The following is an 18,230-nucleotide window of genomic DNA, read 5'->3' as shown; positions in this document are numbered from 1 at the left end:
GATGGTGTGTTTAACGTTTCAGCGGCGGGTCTGTCCAAATGCTGCGGTAGGCGGTGTAGTAACCGATCTGCATCATGCAGGCAAAAACAAGCCACAGCGGAATCATCAGCAGCGTCATCAGGCCGACCACGAAATAGGCCGGTTCGGCGCTGTTGGAAAGCAAGCCGAAGGGCAGGCCGACCAAGACAACAGCCAAAGCCGCAGCCAAGGCCATACCCGACCACACCAGCGCGTTGACGATAAACGCGCCGATATTGCGCAGGCAGGCTTTGAAGCTCATTTTCATCGACTCGAACGGCCGCACGTCGTGCAGCACAATCAGCGCGGGCGCAAACCAAACCATCATCACCAGCGGGATATACAGCATCATAATAATCAGCATAAACAGGATAACCAGAAGCGCGTCACCCGCATCGCCCGAGCCGGAATTGATGGCGGCGGCAAACTCGCCGGGGTTGAAACCGCCGACAAATATGGCAAACAGAATGCCGACCACAATCAGGCCGACGATGATAAAGGCGATATAAAGCAGCGTCAGCACCGCCAGTTCGCCGAATTTGTATTTGAAACCGGAAAACAGATAATCAAACTGCAATTCGCCGCCCTCTTCCAGCGCATCGCATGAAAGCATCAGGCCGCCGGTGAAGAAAAACGGAATCAGCGCGCCGATCAGGCCGCCGATAAAGGGAACAAGCTGCACCAGCATGCTGATCAGTCCCATCACAAACATCATGCCCAGCCACATCCACGGGCGCAGCCTGAATATCCGCCACGCCTGACTGATCCAGGCAGCGCCCTCGCCCCACGCCACTTTGCGCGGTTCGGCCAAAAGCAGCGGCGGCTGCTTGGCGGGTGGCGGGGAAAACGGCGTTTCGGGCGTCTGGGAAGAAGGTTCGTAGGGATTCATAAATACTCCTGTTAAAAATTGCTCGGACAAAACGGTTGATACAGTTAATAAAGCTGACATATTTTAACCAAAGCCGCCGCCGCAGGCGATTTTTTTCTGCCTGCCTGTTTTTTAGAAACAACACACCTGCATACTCGAAGGCAGACGGCTTTTGAACGCTTGTGCAAGAGAAAGGCCGTCTGAAAAACCACGATTCCGTTTTTTCAGACGGCCGCAAAACAAATCAAAACCGCAATTTCAGACGGCTTCTTGTTCCGCCACAGCCCGAGGCCGTCTGAAATTGCGGTTTTCAGACGGCCTGACTACAATGCCGCCTTTCCGTTTTTCCGCCCCCTCCCCGCATGAACAGCCCCAACGCCCCGCAAATGCTCGCTTCCGTCGATCTCGGTTCCAACAGCTTCCGCCTGCAAATCTGCCAAAACGACAACGGCCAGCTCCAAGTCGTCGACTCCATTAAAGAAATGGTGCGCTTTGCCGCAGGTTTGGACGAACAGAAAAACCTCGACGAAGCCTCGCAGCAGCGCGCCCTCGCCTGCCTCGCCAAATTCGGCGAACGCTTGCGCGGTTTCGCCCCCGAGCAAGTCCGCGCCGTTGCCACCAACACCTTCCGCGTCGCCAAAAACATCGCCGCCTTTATCCCGCAGGCCGAAGCTGCGCTGGGCTTTCCCATCGAAGTCATCGCCGGGCGCGAAGAAGCCCGCCTCATCTACACCGGCGTCATCCACACCCTGCCGCCCAACGGCGACCGCATGCTCGTCGTCGACATCGGCGGCGGCTCGACGGAATTCGTCATCGGCTCGGAAGCCCAGCCCGCCTGCGCCGAAAGTCTGCCCCTGGGCTGCGTTACCTACACCATGCGTTTTTTCAAAAACAAAACCGGCGAAAAAGACTTTCAGACGGCCGTCACCGCCGCCCGCGCCGAAATCCAGCGCATCGCGCAAAAATACAAGCGCACCGGCTGGGACTTCGCCGTCGGCACCTCCGGCTCGGCCAAATCCATCCGCGACGTTCTCGCCGCCGAAACCGGCAACACCGAAGAAACCATCACCTACGCCGGCATGAAAAAACTCGCGCAGCGTATCGCCGAAGCCGGCAGCGTCAAAAAAGCCAGACTCGAAGGACTCAAAGCCGAGCGCGTCGAAGTCTTCGCCGGCGGCCTGGCCGTGATGATTGCCGTATTCGAAGAACTCGGCGTCGAAACCATGAACGTCACCGACGCCGCCCTGCGCGACGGCGTTTTCTACGACCTCATCGGCCGCAGCCTCAACGAAGACATGCGCGAACAAACCGTTGTCCGCTTCCAGGAACGCTACCACGTCTCCCGCAGCCAGGCCGGACGCGTCGCCCGCACCGCCGACCACCTGCTCGAAAGCCTCGCGCAAAACGTCTCCGTGCAGGAGCTCAAACACTGGCGGCAATACCTGCGCTGGGCGGCCGCACTGCACGAAATCGGCACCGACATCGCCCACACCGCCTACCACAAACACACCGCCTACATCCTCGCCCAAGCCGACATGCCCGGCTTCTCGCGCAAAGAACAAAACATCCTCGCCGCCCTCGCCCTCGGCCAGCGCGGCGACGTGCGCAAAGTCGCCGACCAAATCCAAGGCGGCAACATCATGTGGTACGCCCTCTTCGCCCTGCGCCTGTCCGTCCTCTTCAACCGCGCCCGCCTCCCCTTCGAACTGCCCCGCCACACCCGCCTGAGCAGCCCCGAAAACAACACCATCGTCCTGCGCATCGCCCAACAATGGCTGGACGAAAACCCCCTCACCGCCGGCGCCCTGAACGACGAAAGCGAGCAATGGGCGAAAACCCAAATCCGTTTCGAAGTACAGGCCGTCTGAAAAAGGCCGTCTGAAACACCCCGCAAACCGACGAAAACCGCCATGACCGACCAAATCCCCGACACACAAGACAGCGACGACTACACCCTCAACCAAATCCTCCACGCCGCCCTTACCGCCCACGGCCACCAAGTGCGCGAAGAAGACGGCAAACTCATCCCCGATTTCGCCGTTCCCGCCTCCTTCGACACCCTCGCCTACGTCAGCCAACGCCACGACAACGCCGTCGTCACCCGCCTCGACGTCGAAACCGCCCTGCCCGACGGCCGCCTGCTCTACGAAGCCTACGGCGATGTCGGCGCCACCGTCGAAGAAGCCCTCAGCGGCAACTGGGAAAACTTCCAGGAAAGCGCCCTGCACACCATCCTCGACGCCTTCAACCGCCGCCGCAGCAAAGCGCAAAGCCTGACGCTCAACGGCATCTTCTTCGACGCCTACACCGGCAACACCGTCACCAAATACGCGGGCGACAAACCCGATCTGCCCGCCGACGCCCTGCAAAACGCCATCCGCGAAGCCCTGCGCCGCGCCCGCCCCGACAAACGCATCCACTTCGTCCGCTTCTATTACAGCCAGAGCGCGGGACAGACCGACTGCGTCGAATTTCTCATCGACAACGAAAACCAAGCCTTCGCCGAAACCGCCCTCGCCCGCCTCGACTGGCCGCACCGCGAACACTTCTACAGCCTGCGCCAATTCATCATACTGATGCCGCAAGAGGCCGTCTGAAAGCGTTGAGGCCGTCTGAAAGTCTTGTAGGTCGGATACTTGTATCCGACACTTTTCAGCCCTCATCCGCCGCGCACCACAAAAGGCCGTCTGAAAACCCGAAACCGCGTGCGTTGCTGCGCAACACACCCTACCTGTTGTTAAACCAAAAGGCCGCCTGAAAGCGGGAGGCCGTCTGAAAAAACGGTTGTAGGGTGTGTCGCTCTGCGACGCACGCGGTTTGTGATCAGGCGGTTTGGGAAAACCGCGTGCTACCTGCCGCTGAAAAGAAGGCCGTCTGAAAGCTTTGCTTTCAGACGGCCTCTTTGCTTTATCTGCGCGTCTAAGCCGCGTGCACCGCCGCGCCTTCCTGCGGCATTTTCAAACCGAGCAGGCGGATGCGGGCTTTGTTGTCGAGTTCCTTCACCGTGATTTCAAAGCCGTTCAGATTGATGCGGTCGCCCGCCACGGGCATGTCGCCGAAACGTTCGCGGAACAGATCGTCCAAGCGCAGGCCGCGTTCGTGTTCGCCGACGGGCAGGCCGTACACTTCGGCCAAATCGCCCACCACGGCTTCGGGGTTGAGGTTGAACGCGCCGAAAAAGCTCTGTTCTTCGCCTGCGGCGGCGGCAAACTGTTTGGCAAAATCGTCGCCCAGTTTTTCGTCGAGGATAAACCACACCACGTCGCCCGCCTGCATCTGCGTGCTGGGCAGCACGGCAACGGTTTGGTCGCCGCGCAGCAGGGCGAAGATTTGGCCGTCTGAAAAGCGGTCGCGCGTCATGGCCGAAGGGTGGCTGTTTTCCGCGTCCGATCCCGCTTCCACTTTAAACGACTGCAAAGACACCGCCAGTTTGTCGGCCAGCCAGATTTCCCGCTGCGCCAGCGGCTCGGGCTTGGGCGGCAGCACGACTTTGAGCAGGCGGGCGAAAAAGGGGATGGTCGTGCCCTGTATCAGCAGCGACAGAATCACCACGGCAAAAGCCACGTCGAACAGTTTCAGCGCATCGGGCACGCCGGCCATCAGCGGCGTGATGGCCAGCGTCACCGGCACGGCGCCGCGCAGCCCCACCCAGCTGATATAGGCCACTTCGCGCGGGTTGTAGCGGAAGAATTTCAGCGACGTCCACACGGCAAGCGGCCGTGCCACCAGAATCAGGAAGGCGGCGATCACCAGCGCATTCGTCCAGTTTTCCAACAGCCGCGCCGGGCTGACCAGCAGCCCGAGTACCAGAAACATCGACGCCTGCGCCAGCCAGGCCAGGCCGTCCATCACATTCAAAACGTGCTCGGTGGAGCTGTTGCGCGAGTTGCCGATGAACACGCCCGCCAGATACACGGCGAGAAAGCCGCTGCCGCCCAAAAGGTTGGTGGTGGCAAACACCAAAAGGCCGCCCGAGGCGATGAGTATCGCGTACAGCCCTTCGGCCAGGCTGATGCGCTCCAAAATCCGCGCCAGCACCTTGCCCGCCAGATAGCCGAAGAGCAGCCCCAGTCCGAGTTGTTTGGCCAACAGGGTGAGCATTTGCGCCGCCCCCGTTTCGGCCGGGTTCATAATCAGCCCGATCAGCGCACTCACCAGCAGAATCGCCATCGGGTCGTTGCAGCCGCTCTCGAGTTCCAGCGTCGCCAGAATACGCGAATTGAGGCGCACGCCGCTGCTGCGCATCAGGGAAAACACCGCCGCCGCGTCGGTCGAGCCGACGATGGCCGCCATCAGCAGCCCCATTTTCCAGTCGGTACCGAGGAAAAACGTGGCAAATGCGCCCAAAAGACCCACCGTCGCCACCACGCCCCAGCTGGCGAGCACCGCCGCCGGTTTCAGCGCCAGGCGGAAGCTGTCGAAGCGCGTACGCAGGCCGCCGTCGAGCAGAATCACCGCCAGCGCCATCTGCCCGATCATATTCGCGCCGGCGAAGCTGTCGAAACCGATGCCGCCCGGCCCTTCGTCGCCCGCCAGCATGCCGACGCCGAGAAACACCAAAAGCAGCGGCATACCGAAACGGGTCGATACGCGCGAAGCGACAACGCTGATAAACAGCAGCAGGGCAATAATCAGAAACAGGGTATTGACGGCGTCCACGGAGGCGGGCTTTCTCGATAGGAAAACAGAAGGAAAAATCGGCGGAAAAACACGGCGGATTTTAACACAGGCGGCGCGTTTTACGCGGCAGAAGGCCGTCTGAAACGCTTTCAGACGGCCTATAATGCCGCCCTTTCGCACACGCCCTTTTTTCAGACGGCCCCATCATGAGCAGAATCGTTTTTTCCCCCGTTACGCCCGCCGACGACGCCGAACTGCGCGCCCTGCTCGCACGCAACGTCATGGAAGGCGGCATCAGCGTCAGCTTCCGCCGCGAACCCTCCTATTTCGCCGCCGCGGCCGTTCAGGGCGAAAGGGCGCAGATTTACAAAGGCTGTGATGCCGACGGCAGAATCGTCATGCTCGGCAGCCGTTTCAGACGGCCTGCCTACCTCAACGGCACACTGTGCGACACCGGCTATCTGGCCGATTTGCGCATCGACAAATGCCACCGCAACGGCCTGCACCTCTACCGCGGCTACCGCGTGCTGGCGGAAAAAATGGCAGCCGAACCGCTGGCCGCCGAAATCACCATGATTCTGCACGACAACGCCGCCGCGCTCTCCACCATCGCCGCCAACCGCGCGGGCATGCCGCGCTACACGCCGCTGGGCATGGTGCACACCCCCGTAATCGGGCTGACCCTGCCGCGCCGTGCCCTCGATGCACCCGATATCGAAATCCGCGCGGCCGTGCCGCAGGATGCATCGGCGCTGTTTGCCTTTCTCAACCGCGAACACGCGCGGCGGCAGTTTGCCCCGCACTATCGCGCCGAAGATTTGGCACAAGGCCGTCTGAAAGGGCTGGGCATCGGCGATTTCCTGCTGGCCTTCAAACAAAGCCGTCTCGTCGGCGCACTGGCGGGCTGGGATCAGCACGCCTTCCGCCAAATCCACGTCGAGCGCTACAACGGCGCATGGCGCATCGGCAAACCGCTGTACAACGCCGCCGCCCGCCTGCTGCGCCTGCCGCCGCTGCCGCCCGAAGGCGGACAGATGCGCCACGGCTACATCGCCGCCCTTGCCGTGGAAAACGACGACCCCGCCGTTTTCCGCCTGCTGCTGCGTGCGCTCTACCGCGCGGGCAGGCGGCGCGGCTGGCACTATATGGTCGGCGGCCTGCACGAAAACGATCCCCTGCTGCCCGAGCTGGCGGCCTATCCGCACATCGCCGCAGGCGGCCGCCTGTTTGCCGTTTCCCTCGGCGAACCGCCCGATCTCGACGGCCGCGTGCCGTATATCGAAGCGGGGGCTTTGTAGGGGCTGTTGACATTCAGCTTGCGAAGCGGATTTTTGAGGAAAAATCCGCGGATGCAAGGAAAAAAGCACAGCAAGATTGGACACCTTGCGAGCATTTTTGACGCGGCAGGCGCGGATTTTTACCAAAAATACCGCCGCAAGGCTGATTGTCAACAGCCCCTAAGGTTGTTGTCCGTTTGCCTGCCGCAACAAAAAGGCCGTCTGAAAAGCAAATCCTGCTTTCAGACGGCCTTTTGCCGCGCCGTTTGACACACGGCTAACGGCGCAGCAGCCACACCAGCGCCACGCTTGCCGCCGCCATCAGGGCGGCGGCGCAGAAGGCCGAGCGTCCGGCAAAATGCGGCCGCACCGCGTCGGCAGATGCCTGCGTTTGGCGGCCGGTAATCATCGGCGTGACGAGATTGCGTTTTTTCGCCACGCGGTAAAACAGCACCGCCGCAATGTGCAGCACCGCCAGCGCGGCGAGCAGGCGGGAGAAGCGGATATGGACGGCGCGCACGGTTTCACCCGCGTCCGCGCCGATCCAGCCGTTGAGATAGCCGTTGTTGATAAAGGTGTTGCCGTCGGCGGCGAAGAGGCCGGTGGCCGTCTGAAACAGCACGGCGGCCAGCATCAACACCACCATCAGGCCGCCGAGCGGGTTGTGGCCGGGATGGCGGTTTTCGTCCCACTGCCCGCGCAGATAGGCGGGCACGCCGCGCGGGCGCACGAAGCGGGCAAAACGCGCGGTGTCGCTGCCCCACAGCCCCCAGCACAGGCGGAAGATAATCAGCGCCGCCACCAGCAGGCCGCAGCGCAGATGCCACACCAGCCACAGGCCGCCGCTTTTGGCGCTGAAAAACATAAAGGCCAGCGCGGCGGCCAGCGTCCAATGGAACAGGCGGGTGGGCAGATCCCAGATTTTGATGCCCTGCCGTGTGTCCTTAATCATGTTTTGTTCCTCCCGAAACGGAAAAACAGCCCGTCGGACGGGCTGTTGCGAATGGGCTTGGCTGCGGCTCGCGCGCTCAGAACCATTCTTTCTTGCCGATAACGTAGGTCTGCTCGAACTCTTCGGGCGTGCATTTCATGTATTTTACGATGTCGATGATGCAGAACACGAAGACAACCAGCGGGCCGATACCGAACGCAAACGACCCCAAAATGCTGATAAGCAGGTAGATAACGCCGACTTTGTTCACGCCGAGGTAGAACTTGTGCACGCCCAGGCCGCCGAGGAAAAAGGCCAAAACGGAAGCGATGATGCGTTTGTCGGTGCCGGCGGGAGCGCTCTGTTGCGGTGCGGGTTGTTGCGGGGTGTTTTCAGACATGGTTTTCTCTCCATTACAGGTCAGTCAAAACAAACCGGAAAACCGGTTTGCACATAAACAAATATCAAAATCTGCGGCGGCGGATTATAACAAACCGCCATAAAGTTTGCATAAATTATCATTTGCAGCGCAAAACGCGCTTTCAGACGGCCTCCCGCTGCCATCGGCCGCCGCTCTCTATATAATGCGCGGCTTTCCCGTCTGCGAAAGATTGCCATGCTTAACCTCTACCAGTCCAACCGCCTCGAAGATTTGGCCGCCATGATGCACAAAGTGCAGCAGAGCCGCCCGCTGCCGCAGGCGTTTGCGGCGGAGGAAGTGATGGTGCAGAGCCAGGGCATGCGCCGCTTTGTCGCCCGCTATCTGGCGAAGCAGGACGGCATCGCGGCCAACATCCGCTTCTCCCTGCCTGCCGGTTTCGCCTGGCGGCTGATGCGCGACCTGCTGCCCGGCATTCCCGAACTGAGCCCCTTCGACACCGAAGTGATGCGCTGGCGGCTATTGGGTCTGTTTGTTTCAGACGGCCTCAATGCCCCCGAGCTGGCGTCGGCCAAACAGGTGCTGTCGGGCTATCTTGCGGGCGGCGAAACGGCGGCCTACCGGCTTGCCGGGCAGATCGCCGACATTTTCGACCAATACCTTGTCTACCGTCCCGACTGGATAGACGCCTGGCAGCGCGGCAAACCGATCGGGCTGGGCGGCGACGAAGCCTGGCAGGCCGAATTGTGGCGCTTTCTCGACGACGGCCGCCAAAGCGCGCCGCACCGCGTCGAAATGCGCCGCCGCCTGAGCGCCGCCCTTGCCGCGCCGCCCGCAGGCGTGCTGCCCGATCGCCTGTGCGTGTTCGGCATCGCCACCCTCGCGCCGATGTACCTGCAACTCTTACAGGAACTCGCACAACACTGCGAAGTGCACATCTTCGCCCTCAACCCCTCGGCCGAATACTGGGGCAACATCATCGAACCGGCGCAGATGCTGCAACAGAACGATGCCGATCCCGCCGCCGCAGGCCACCCCCTGCTCGCCTCGTTGGGCAAACAGGGGCGTGACTTTTTCAACGCCCTGGCCGACAGCGAATTGGCCGCCGACCTTTCCGTCTACCGCGACGAAGCCCTTTCAGACGGCCTCCTGCACCGCCTGCAATACGGCCTGCAAACCCTCGCCCTGCCCGACGGAAGCGCCCGCACCGACGACAGCATCCGCATCGTTGCCGCCCACAGCCCCCTGCGCGAACTGCAAATCCTCAAAGAACACCTGCTCGCCCTGCTGGCCGGACATCCCGACCTGCAGCCGCACGACATCGCCGTCCTCACCCCCGACATCGAACCCTACGCCCCCTTCCTCGAAGCCGTGTTCGGCCGCGAAAGCCCGCAGCCGCTGCCCTATTCCGTGTCCGACGTCAAACTCGGCCGCCGCCGCCCGCTGCTTTCTGCGCTCGAACAGCTGGCCGACATCTTCGACAGCCGCTTCGAAGCCGACAAAATCTTCGCCCTCTTGGAAAACGAAACCGTCCTCGCCCGCTTCGGCCTCACCCTCGAAGACCTGCCGCTGCTGCGCGACACCGCCGAACGCCTCAACATCCGCTGGGGCGCCGACGAAGCCATGCGCGGCGGCGGCAGCGCCCTGTTCACCTGGCAGCAGGGGCTGGACAGAATCGCCCTCGGCTGGATGCTGCCCGACAACGGCAGCCTGTGGCAGGGCGTCAGCCCGTGGCACGCCGACCCCGGCCACACCGCCGTTTACGCCCGCTTCGCCGCCTTCATAGGCCGTCTGAAACACTGGCACGCCATCTGGCAGCGGCCCGCAGACATCGCAGGATGGGCGGAGCGTATCCGCAGCCTTGCCGAAGACATATGCGAACCGTCCGAAGCAGACCGCGCCGCCGCCCAGCAGCTCGCGCAGGCACTCGCCCGCTGGCAGCAGGAAGCCGCCCTCGCCGGCTTTATCGGCGAACTCTCCGGCAGCATTGCAAGCCTGCACCTGTCGAATTTTCTCGGCAGCCGCAGCGACGCCGGCTTCCTGCGCGGCGGCATCACCTTCTGCGGCATGGTGCCCATGCGCTCCCTGCCCTTCAAAGTCCTGTGCCTCATCGGCCTCGACGACGGCAAATTCCCGCGCGATACCCGCGCCGCCGCCTTCGACCTCATCGCCCGCCACCCGCGCAAAGGCGACCGCGCCCGCCGCGACGACGACCGCTACCTCTTCCTCGAAGCCCTCATCAGCGCCCGCGAACACCTCTATCTCTCCTACGTCGGCCGCGACATCCGCACCAACGAAGCCCTCGCCCCCTCCGCCCTCGTCGGCGAACTGGCCGACTGCCTCGCCGACATGACCGGGCAAAGCGTGGAAGAGTTAAACGCCGCCCTCGTCGAAAACCACCCCCTGCAAGCCTTCTCCACCCGCTACTTCGACGGCGGCAGACTCAGCTCTACCCGCGCCGACTACGCCGCCGCCCTGTCCGCCCCGCCCGCCAAACCCGCCCCCTTCTGCGGCACTGAATCGGAAAACGCAGACGGCGGCGCCGGCATTTCCACCGAAGTCGGCCACGCAGCCTTTCTCGACTTCTGGCGCAACCCCGTCAAACACTGGCTCTCGCACACACTCGACTGGCAGGCGCCCTATCTCGGCGGCGCATGGGAAACCGCCGAACCCTTCGAGCCGCCGTGCCCGCGCGACACCGCCGCCGCCTACCTCGACGCCCGCCTCAACCGCCGCGACTTCGCCGACACCGCCCAAGTCCTCGAAGCCCGCTCCCTGCTGCCCGCAGGCGAAATCGGCACACTCTGGCGCGAACGCTGCGAAACCGCCGCCAAATCCCTCGACTCCGACCTCATCGCCAGCCCGCCCCTACCCGCCGCCCCCTACACCTTCGTTTCAGACGGCCTCACCCTCTACGGCAGCCTCGACAGCCTGCACCGCGACGGCCGCATCCGCTTCCTCGACCACGCCCCCAACGCCCCCGAAAAAACCGTCCTCCTGCTCGAACACCTCATCTACAACGCCGTGCGCCCCGACAGCGCCGCCGACCTGCGCAGCCACTGGGTGCAGCCCGACCAAATCACCACTCTCCCCCCCATCCCGCAGCAACAGGCGCGCACCCTGCTTGCCGCTTGGCTCGCCTGGTGGCGCACCGGCCAAAGCCGCCCCCTGCCCTTCTTTGCCAAAACCACCCTCGCCGCCGCCGAAGCCCTGTTGCCCGACGGCAAAAAAACAGAAGAAGAGCGGCGCCTGTCCGCCTACAAAGCCGCCGCCACCGCCTACTTCGGCGGCAAAAAAAGCACCGGCCAGTGCGACTACGCCGAAGTCGCCCAAGTCTTCGGCCGCAACGACACCCCGCCCGTCGACGGCGAAACCTTCTGGCTGCTGGCGGAAAACCTCGCCGCCCCCCTGCTCGCTGCCCTGTCCGACACCAAAGAGGCCGTCTGAAAGACGAAGCTCCCGCAGTAGAAACACGGCGGCGGCAAAGCCGACAAATGCATGAGGCCGTCTGAAAACACATCGGCGTCAAGGCCGACGTCCCGCCCCGCCCCGCAGAAAAATTCCGCTATAATCCACCGCTTTCCAACCGCCGGACAACCCGCTTCATGAACCTGCGCCCCCTGCTCCTCTGTACCCTCCTCTTCTCTGCCGCCCTCAGTGCCGCTCCCGAAGACGGCGGTCTCGACAGCATCCGCCAAGCCATCAGCGACACGCAGAACGACCTGCAAAAAAAACAGCAGGCACGGCAGCAGACGCAGCAGACCCTCGACAAAACCCGCGCCGCCCTGGCCAAAGCGCAGCAGGAACTCGCCGCCCTCACCCGCCGCCAGCGCGACACCTGGCAGAAACTGCAAACCCTGCAAAACGAACTCGACGGCCTCAAAACCGAAATTGCCTCCGGCAAAGCCCAGCTCGCCCGCCTGCTCGGCGGCCAATACAAAAACCGCCGCAGCAACGCCGTCATCCTCTTCCTCAAAAACGCCGAACCCGGCCGCAAAGCCCGCTACCTCGAATACGCCCGCCAAATCGGCCTCGCCAACCAAAAAGTCGTCGCCGACCTCGCCCGCCAGCAGCAGGAGCTGCAACAGCGCGAAGCCGAAATCGACGCCGAACTGGCCAAACTCGACAAACTCAAAGCCGAAAAACAGGCCGCCCTCGGCAAACTCGGCAAAACCCGTTCCGCCGCCGAACGCGAAAACAGCCGCCTCGCCGCCGAAATCGACAAACAGAGCCAAAACCTCGCCCGCCTCAAAACCGACGAAGCCCGCCTCAACTACCTCATAGCCGAAATCGCCCGCCGCAACGCCGCCAAACGCAAACAGGAAGCCGCCGCCCGCGCCAAAGCCGCCCGCGAGCGCCTGGCAGCGGAAAAACAGGCCGCCAAAGTGCGCAAACAGGGCAAACCCGCACCCGCCGACGGCAAACCCGAAAACAAACCCGCCCCGCCCGCCGCATCCGAAGAAAAAAACAAACCCGCCGCTCCCGTTTCCACCCTCACCGCCGAAGACCGCGCCCTGCAAGGCGAATATGCCGGCAGCAGCGGCTTCTCACGCTTACAGGGCAGCCTGCCCCGCCCCGTCGGCGGCAGCATCACCGGACACTTCGGCCGCCCGCGCCCCGAAGGCGGCGTCTGGCGCGGCCTCTTCTTCGCCACCGCCCCCGCCCCCGTGCGCAGCGTCGCCGACGGCACAGTCGCCTTCGCCGGCAGCCTCGGCAGCTACGGCAACACCGTCGTCATCGACCACGGCGACGGCTACACCAGCATCTACACCGGCCTCTCCTCCCTCGCCGCCGCCGCAGGCAGCAGCGTCAAAAGCGGCAGCACCGTCGGCACCAGCGGCAGCACTGCCTCGGGCGAAGAAGGCCTGTATTTCGAAATCCGCTACCGCCAAAGCGCCATGAACCCCGCCTCCTGGCTGCGTTGAGCTACTCCGCCCGTGCGGGAATGGCGTTTCCGAAGTACGGTTTCAACGAAGCTAAAACGCAAAAGGCCGTCTGAAATACGGTTTTAACTCCGTTGAAGCTGCGCTTTCAGACGGCCTTTTGCCGTTTGTGTCCGCAGAACAGCCGGTGCAGCTGCCGAAAAAATTCCCGCCTGAGCGGGAGAATGGACAATTTATGCGTTTCAGACGGCCTCTGATGTGCTGAGGCCGTCTGAAAAAAGCAGGTGTCGGTTTGTCGGAACCGTATTTTCAGACGGCCTTCCCTTTGCGTTCGGCTTTTTTCGCTTCGCGCTGTGCTTTGAGTTCGGCTTCTTTTTGACGGGCGGTTTTGAGCCATTGCGCCCATTGGTGCGGGGTTTCGAGGGTGATGCGGCCGATGTGGCCGTCGCGGAAGTCGGTGAGGGTGTTTTCGGCGGCTTTTTGGTGGTTGATGCGGCCGCCGGGGAGAAGGGCGCCGCGTTTGCGGCCTATCCATTCGAGCCATTGGTTGTCGCGCCAGTGGCTGCTTTCGTTTTTGTCGGCCTGATAGCGCTCCTGCAACAGGGGGAGGTAGTGGCGGCGCAGGTAGTCGAGAAGTTCGAGGGCGACGATTTCTTCGTCCAGGGCGTTGCGGCCGACGGCGCCGCCTGCGGCGAGGTTGTAGCCTGCTTCTTCGACGATGATTTTCGGCCACAGCATTCCGGGGGTGTCGTAGAGCCAGAAGTCGTCGGCGAGGAAGAGGCGCTGTTCGGCTTTGGTGATGCCGGGTTCGTTGCCGGTTTTGGCGGATTTCTTGCCGAGCATGCCGTTGATGAGGGTGGATTTGCCGACGTTGGGGATGCCGCAAATAAGGACGCGCAGGGGTTTGTCGATGCCGCCTCTGTTGGGAACGAGGGCGCGGCTGGCGGCGATGAGCTTCTGCGCGGCTTGGCGGTCGGAGGCGTCGAGGGCGATGGCGCGGGTGTCGGGACGGCTGTTGAAATCGTCGAGCCAGATTCGGGTGCGTTCGGGGTCGGCGAGGTCTTGTTTGTTGAGGATTTTGAGTTTGGGTTTGCCGGCGGAGAGTTGGCCGAGCAGGGGGTTTTCGCCGGATGCGGGCATGCGGGCGTCGAGGACTTCGATCACCATGTCGACGCTTTTGAGGCGTTCGGCGATGGCTTTTTTGGCCTTGTGCATGTGGCCGGGATACCATTGGATTGCCATGTTGCTGTGCCTTTTTGTGTGGAGGCCGTCTGAAAGGGTTGCGGGTTTCAGACGGCCTGTTTGTCGGAAGGGAAACGGGGTTTCAGACGGCCTTTTCGGGCGGTCTGCACGGGCGTTTTATTGTGTGTCGAGCTGGCGGTGGCGGACGAGGACGGGGTAGCGGCCGCGGAAACGGTCGGCCAGGCGTTCGGCGATGTAGACGGAGCGGTGCTGTCCGCCGGTGCAGCCGAGGGCGACGGTGACGTAGCTGCGGCTTTCTATCTGCATGCGCGGCAGCCAGCGTTCGAGAAAGGCGGCGATGTCGGCGGCCATTTCGCCTGCGAGCGGTTCGGCGTCGAGGTAGGCGCGGATTTCGGGCTGCATGCCGTTGAAGGGGCGCAGGGCGGGGTCGTAGTAGGGGTTGGGCAGGCTGCGCATGTCGAAGATGAAGTCGGCGTTGGTGGGCGTGCCGTATTTGAAGCCGAATGATTCGAACACGAGCATCATGCCTCTGTGTTCGGCGCCGAGCCAGCGGCGCACGGTGTGGCGCAGCTGCTGGGCGTTCATTTTGGAGGTGTCGATGCAGTAGGCTTTTTCGCGCAGCGGGGCGAGGGTCTGCCGCTCTTGGCGCAGGCTTTCGGTGAGGGCTTGGTTGAGGGAGGAGAGGGGGTGGCTGCGGCGGGTTTCGGAGAAGCGGCGCACGAGGGTGGCTTCGTCGGCTTCGAGAAAGAGGATTTCGGCCTGATGCCCCTGTTTGGCGAGATAGTCGAGCTGTTTTTCGACTTCGCTCATTTTGATGCGGGAGCGGATGTCGACGCTGACGGCAAGATTTTCGACGCCGCCGCCGCGGATGTGGTGCAGCACGAGCTGGGGCAGCATTTCCATCGGCATGTTGTCGACGCAGTAGTAGCCTGCGTCTTCGAGTTGTTTGAGGGCGACGGATTTGCCGGAGCCGGAAAGGCCGCTAATCAGGATGATCTTCATGCTGCATGCCCTGCTCTTTCATGATGTTTTGGTGGCGTTCGAGAAATTCGCGCATGCTGTCTTTGCCGCGCAGTTGCAGGATGTAGTTGCGTACGGCGGCTTCGACAAGGACGGCGAGGTTGCGTCCGGCCGCCACGGGCAGGGTGACGGAGCGGACGGTAACGTTGAGGATGGTTTCGGTCTCGGTGCGTATGCTCAGGCGGTCGATCTGTTTCATGTAGTCGTCGTCGGCGGGCACGAGGTTGATGATGAGGTTGAGGGTTTTTTTCGGCCGGATGGAAGTTTCGCCGAAGATGTGGCGGATATTGAGTATGCCCAGCCCGCGCACTTCGAGAAAGTCGCGCAGCATGGGCGGGCAACTTCCTTCGAGCAGCTCGGGGCCGGTGCGGTGCAGCTCGACGGCATCGTCGGCCACCAGGCTGTGTCCGCGCGAAATCAGCTCCAATGCCAGCTCGCTTTTGCCGAGGCCTGACTGGCCGGTAAGCAGCACGCCGATTTCGAAAACGTCGAGAAACACGCCGTGTTTGACGGTGGACACGGCCAGCGTGCGTTGCAGGTAGATGCGCAGCACGTCCATCAGATACGGGCTTTCCAGGCTGGACGTGAGCAGGGGGACGTTGTTGGTGTGGCAGTAGTCGCGCAGGATTTGCGGCACGTCCAAATCGTTGGCCACAATCACCAGCGACATGGGCAGCTCGAAAAGCTGCTCAAAATTGTAGGCCAGATCGCCCGATTCCATGCGCGAGAGGTAGTCGACCTCGGCCACGCCGAGTACCTGCACCTGGTTGGGATGGATGAAATTGAGATGGCCGACCAGCGCCAGCACGGGCTTGTCGGCCTCGACGCCGATGCGGTTGTCCGCACCGGCCGCGCCGGCCGCCCAAGCCAGCCGCAGCTTGTCGCGGTTGTCCTGATACAGACGGCGCACGGAAATGCTGGGCATCATTCCTCCGTCAGTATGCGCTGCACTTCGGCGGCATCCTGCGCCTGCATCAGGCGCTCGCGCACGCTTTTGTCGGAAAACCGTCCGGCCAGCTTCGAGAGCACTTCCAAATGCGTGGAAGCCGCGTCTTCGGGCACGAGCAGAACAACGGCCAGCGACACCGGTTTGCCGTCGGGCGCATCGAAGGGAACGGGCTCTTTGGTGCGGATAAACACGCCGGCGGCTTTTTGCAGCGAGGCCAAACGGCCGTGCGGCACGGCCACGCCCTGCCCCAGTCCGGTCGAACCGAGTTTTTCGCGGGCAAACAGGCAGTCGAACACTTCCGAACGCGGCACGCCCGCTTCGTTTTCCAGCAGTTGTCCGGCCTGTTCGAACAGGCGTTTTTTGCTGCCCGCATCGGAATCGAGCAGGATATGCGTTAAAGGAAGGATGTCGCCAATCAGGTTCATAATATTTCTTTACAAAATAAAACGCCGCGGATTGTACCGCCACAAGGCGGCAATCTCAATCAGCGGCAGAGGGTTTGCATGGCCGGACAGACGGCGCAGCGCAAGGAATCAGGCCGTCTGAAAACGGCTGCGGGCAGAAAAACGCCTGCAAAAAACGCTTTCAGACGGCCTTTTTGCGGCTTTACTTGAGCCAGCGGCTGAACCAGCTTTTGCCCTTGTTGCTCAAATGTTCCGACACTTTGTGATCGAAGGGGCCTGCGGCAAACACGGTGGCGCCGCCGAAATACTCGCGCAGCCACATATTGCTGAAATCTTCGCCGATGCCGCGCACGTAAAAGCGGACGGTCGGAAACTGGCGGGCGATTTCGTCGAACAGCCCGATAACGGTGGCCGCATCCAAGCCATTGAAGGCGAAAGAGAAAGGCTCGTCAACCACGGTTTCTATGTCCATGGCGGCATGGCGGCTGGCTTTAGTATCGGCCAGCCACACGGCGGCAACCGCCTGCACGGAGGTAATGTCGAGTTTGTTGCGGCTTTCGCTGTCGTCCCAGTTCAGTTCTAGGCGGGTCATGCTCACGGCCATGTCGTCCCCTTAAAAAATTTCAAAGCAGTTGTGTTATAAGGCAATTTTCTGCCGCGCCTTGCCTATTCTTGAAAATTCTTAAACAAAACATAGGCTTTCGCAACATGAACATACCAAGTTATTACGCTACTTTACAATGATTGCGCCAGTTCGTCAAACGTGCACACCGCTGTGCCCAGCTTGCCGACCACCACGCCCGCCGCCGCGTTGGCCAGGCGCACGGCTTCGGTCAGCTCCAAGCCCGCGGCCGCCGCCAAGCCCACCGTGGCGATAACGGTGTCGCCCGCACCGGAAACGTCGAACACTTCGCGCGCGCGCGTCGGCCGGTGGTATGCGCCGCCGTCGCGGAACAGGGTCATGCCCTCTTCGCTGCGGGTGAGCAGCAGCGCTTCGAGGCCGAGGTTGCGGCGCAGGGTTTGCGCTTTTTCGGCCAAGTCGTCTTCGCCCTGCCAGCTTCCCGTCACTTCGCGCAATTCGGCGCGGTTGGGCGTGAGCAGCGTGGCACCGGCGTATTTGGCATAGTCGCCGCCTTTGGGGTCGACGAGCACGGGTTTGCCTGCCTGCCGCGCCCATTCGATAAAGGAGGCAACGTGCGTGAGGCCGCCTTTGCCGTAGTCGGAGAGGATAACGACGTCACAACCCGAGAGTCGGTCGCGGAAGGCCTGCTGCACGCTGTCGAGCACTTCGTGCGCGGGCGCATCTTCGAAGTCGATGCGCAAGAGCTGCTGGTTGCGGGCGACGACGCGGGTTTTGACGGTGGTGGAGATGGTTTTGTCGCGCATCAGGGCGCTTTTCACGCCGCATTCTTCCATCAGTTTTTCCAGACTGTCGCCCGCTTCGTCGTCGCCGATCACCGACAGCAGCACGGCCTGTCCGCCCAGCGCGGCGACGTTGCGGGCGACGTTGGCCGCGCCGCCCGCGCGGTATTCGGTGCGCTCGATTTTCGCCACGGGAACAGGCGCTTCGGGCGAGATGCGGGCGGCGTCGCCGAACCAGTAGCGGTCGAGCATCACGTCGCCCGCTATCAGCACGCGCGCCTGTTGCAGGCGGGTTTTCAGGGTTGCGGTGTTCATA

At 62.4% G+C, this 18,230-nt stretch carries 15 protein-coding genes; 5 read left to right on the top strand and 10 right to left on the bottom strand.

Annotated features, from left to right (window positions below; translation table 11 throughout):
• Nucleotides 1–10: 10 nt before the first annotated feature.
• Entirely contained in the window at nt 11–907 is an 897-nt protein-coding gene (locus ACG2K1_RS05940) for a BPSS1780 family membrane protein (protein ID WP_395428493.1), read from the bottom strand.
• Between the two features lie 341 nt (nt 908–1,248).
• Here ACG2K1_RS05940 and ppx point away from each other — a divergent pair, with 341 nt between their 5' ends.
• The gene (gene ppx, locus ACG2K1_RS05935) at nt 1,249–2,754 is read left to right on the top strand and encodes an exopolyphosphatase (protein ID WP_009425050.1); all 1,506 of its coding nucleotides are present in this window, start codon (nt 1,249–1,251) and stop codon (nt 2,752–2,754) included.
• A gap of 42 nt (nt 2,755–2,796) precedes the next feature.
• A complete protein-coding gene (locus ACG2K1_RS05930; protein WP_009425051.1) occupies nt 2,797–3,483 on the top strand; it encodes a DUF6348 family protein in 687 nt (228 codons plus the stop codon).
• Between the two features lie 322 nt (nt 3,484–3,805).
• Here the strand turns inward: ACG2K1_RS05930 and ACG2K1_RS05925 are convergent, their stop codons facing one another.
• Nucleotides 3,806–5,545 carry a potassium/proton antiporter gene (locus ACG2K1_RS05925; protein ID WP_395428492.1) on the bottom strand — a complete coding sequence of 580 codons (1,740 nt, stop codon included), beginning with the start codon at nt 5,543–5,545 and terminating at the stop codon, nt 3,806–3,808.
• 167 nt (nt 5,546–5,712) lie between these two features.
• Between ACG2K1_RS05925 and ACG2K1_RS05920 the strand changes: the two genes are divergently transcribed.
• Nucleotides 5,713–6,804 (top strand): hypothetical protein, encoded by a 1,092-nt coding sequence (locus tag ACG2K1_RS05920; protein ID WP_395428491.1) that lies wholly within the window; start codon nt 5,713–5,715, stop codon nt 6,802–6,804.
• Nucleotides 6,805–7,060: 256 nt separating this feature from the next.
• Here ACG2K1_RS05920 and ACG2K1_RS05915 read toward each other — a convergent pair whose 3' ends face one another.
• Nucleotides 7,061–7,735 carry a cytochrome b/b6 domain-containing protein gene (locus ACG2K1_RS05915; RefSeq protein ID WP_395428490.1) on the bottom strand — a complete coding sequence of 225 codons (675 nt, stop codon included), beginning with the start codon at nt 7,733–7,735 and terminating at the stop codon, nt 7,061–7,063.
• A gap of 76 nt (nt 7,736–7,811) precedes the next feature.
• Nucleotides 7,812–8,114: a TM2 domain-containing protein gene (locus tag ACG2K1_RS05910; protein WP_009425056.1), complete on the bottom strand. Its 303-nt coding sequence runs from the start codon at nt 8,112–8,114 to the stop codon at nt 7,812–7,814.
• Nucleotides 8,115–8,330: 216 nt separating this feature from the next.
• Between ACG2K1_RS05910 and recC the strand changes: the two genes are divergently transcribed.
• Nucleotides 8,331–11,540, top strand: coding sequence for an exodeoxyribonuclease V subunit gamma (gene recC / locus ACG2K1_RS05905; protein WP_395428489.1), 3,210 nt, complete (start codon nt 8,331–8,333; stop codon nt 11,538–11,540).
• Nucleotides 11,541–11,698: 158 nt separating this feature from the next.
• The gene (locus ACG2K1_RS05900; RefSeq protein WP_395428488.1) at nt 11,699–13,018 is read left to right on the top strand and encodes a murein hydrolase activator EnvC family protein; all 1,320 of its coding nucleotides are present in this window, start codon (nt 11,699–11,701) and stop codon (nt 13,016–13,018) included.
• 267 nt (nt 13,019–13,285) lie between these two features.
• Here the strand turns inward: ACG2K1_RS05900 and ylqF are convergent, their stop codons facing one another.
• From ylqF to rfaE1, 6 genes are all read right to left on the bottom strand, one after another.
• The gene (gene ylqF, locus ACG2K1_RS05895; RefSeq protein ID WP_395428487.1) at nt 13,286–14,218 is read right to left on the bottom strand and encodes a ribosome biogenesis GTPase YlqF; all 933 of its coding nucleotides are present in this window, start codon (nt 14,216–14,218) and stop codon (nt 13,286–13,288) included.
• A gap of 117 nt (nt 14,219–14,335) precedes the next feature.
• Nucleotides 14,336–15,181, bottom strand: coding sequence for an RNase adapter RapZ (gene rapZ / locus ACG2K1_RS05890; RefSeq protein WP_009425062.1), 846 nt, complete (start codon nt 15,179–15,181; stop codon nt 14,336–14,338).
• A complete protein-coding gene (gene hprK / locus ACG2K1_RS05885; RefSeq protein ID WP_036495449.1) occupies nt 15,162–16,124 on the bottom strand; it encodes an HPr(Ser) kinase/phosphatase in 963 nt (320 codons plus the stop codon). The genes rapZ and hprK overlap by 20 nt, the downstream gene beginning before the upstream one ends.
• Nucleotides 16,124–16,573, bottom strand: coding sequence for a PTS IIA-like nitrogen regulatory protein PtsN (gene ptsN / locus ACG2K1_RS05880; protein ID WP_009425064.1), 450 nt, complete (start codon nt 16,571–16,573; stop codon nt 16,124–16,126). The genes hprK and ptsN overlap by 1 nt, the downstream gene beginning before the upstream one ends.
• A gap of 181 nt (nt 16,574–16,754) precedes the next feature.
• Nucleotides 16,755–17,144, bottom strand: coding sequence for a hypothetical protein (locus ACG2K1_RS05875; protein WP_232304365.1), 390 nt, complete (start codon nt 17,142–17,144; stop codon nt 16,755–16,757).
• 143 nt (nt 17,145–17,287) lie between these two features.
• Nucleotides 17,288–18,229 (bottom strand): D-glycero-beta-D-manno-heptose-7-phosphate kinase, encoded by a 942-nt coding sequence (gene rfaE1, locus ACG2K1_RS05870; protein WP_094031086.1) that lies wholly within the window; start codon nt 18,227–18,229, stop codon nt 17,288–17,290.
• Between the last annotated feature and the right edge of the window lies 1 nt (nt 18,230).

This window comes from Neisseria sp. 23W00296, assembly GCF_044772855.1.
Lineage (GTDB): Bacteria > Pseudomonadota > Gammaproteobacteria > Burkholderiales > Neisseriaceae > Neisseria.
The sequence above is the reverse complement of the archived record's forward strand: the minus strand, read 5'-3'. Positions and strand labels throughout refer to the sequence as shown.

Bases quoted from the DNA above. Each gene is read 5' to 3' on its own strand.
- ACG2K1_RS05940 (WP_395428493.1), bottom strand. From the start codon at position 907: ATGAATCCCTACGAACCTTCTTCCCAGACGCCCGAAACGCCGTTTTCC.
- recC (WP_395428489.1), top strand. From the start codon at position 8,331: ATGCTTAACCTCTACCAGTCCAACCGCCTCGAAGATTTGGCCGCCATG.
- ACG2K1_RS05875 (WP_232304365.1), bottom strand. From the start codon at position 17,144: ATGACCCGCCTAGAACTGAACTGGGACGACAGCGAAAGCCGCAACAAA.
- ACG2K1_RS05915 (WP_395428490.1), bottom strand. From the start codon at position 7,735: ATGATTAAGGACACACGGCAGGGCATCAAAATCTGGGATCTGCCCACC.
- ACG2K1_RS05920 (WP_395428491.1), top strand. From the start codon at position 5,713: ATGAGCAGAATCGTTTTTTCCCCCGTTACGCCCGCCGACGACGCCGAA.
- ACG2K1_RS05930 (WP_009425051.1), top strand. From the start codon at position 2,797: ATGACCGACCAAATCCCCGACACACAAGACAGCGACGACTACACCCTC.
- ACG2K1_RS05910 (WP_009425056.1), bottom strand. From the start codon at position 8,114: ATGTCTGAAAACACCCCGCAACAACCCGCACCGCAACAGAGCGCTCCC.
- ACG2K1_RS05900 (WP_395428488.1), top strand. From the start codon at position 11,699: ATGAACCTGCGCCCCCTGCTCCTCTGTACCCTCCTCTTCTCTGCCGCC.
- hprK (WP_036495449.1), bottom strand. From the start codon at position 16,124: ATGCCCAGCATTTCCGTGCGCCGTCTGTATCAGGACAACCGCGACAAG.
- rfaE1 (WP_094031086.1), bottom strand. From the start codon at position 18,229: ATGAACACCGCAACCCTGAAAACCCGCCTGCAACAGGCGCGCGTGCTG.
- rapZ (WP_009425062.1), bottom strand. From the start codon at position 15,181: ATGAAGATCATCCTGATTAGCGGCCTTTCCGGCTCCGGCAAATCCGTC.
- ppx (WP_009425050.1), top strand. From the start codon at position 1,249: ATGAACAGCCCCAACGCCCCGCAAATGCTCGCTTCCGTCGATCTCGGT.
- ylqF (WP_395428487.1), bottom strand. From the start codon at position 14,218: ATGGCAATCCAATGGTATCCCGGCCACATGCACAAGGCCAAAAAAGCC.
- ptsN (WP_009425064.1), bottom strand. From the start codon at position 16,573: ATGAACCTGATTGGCGACATCCTTCCTTTAACGCATATCCTGCTCGAT.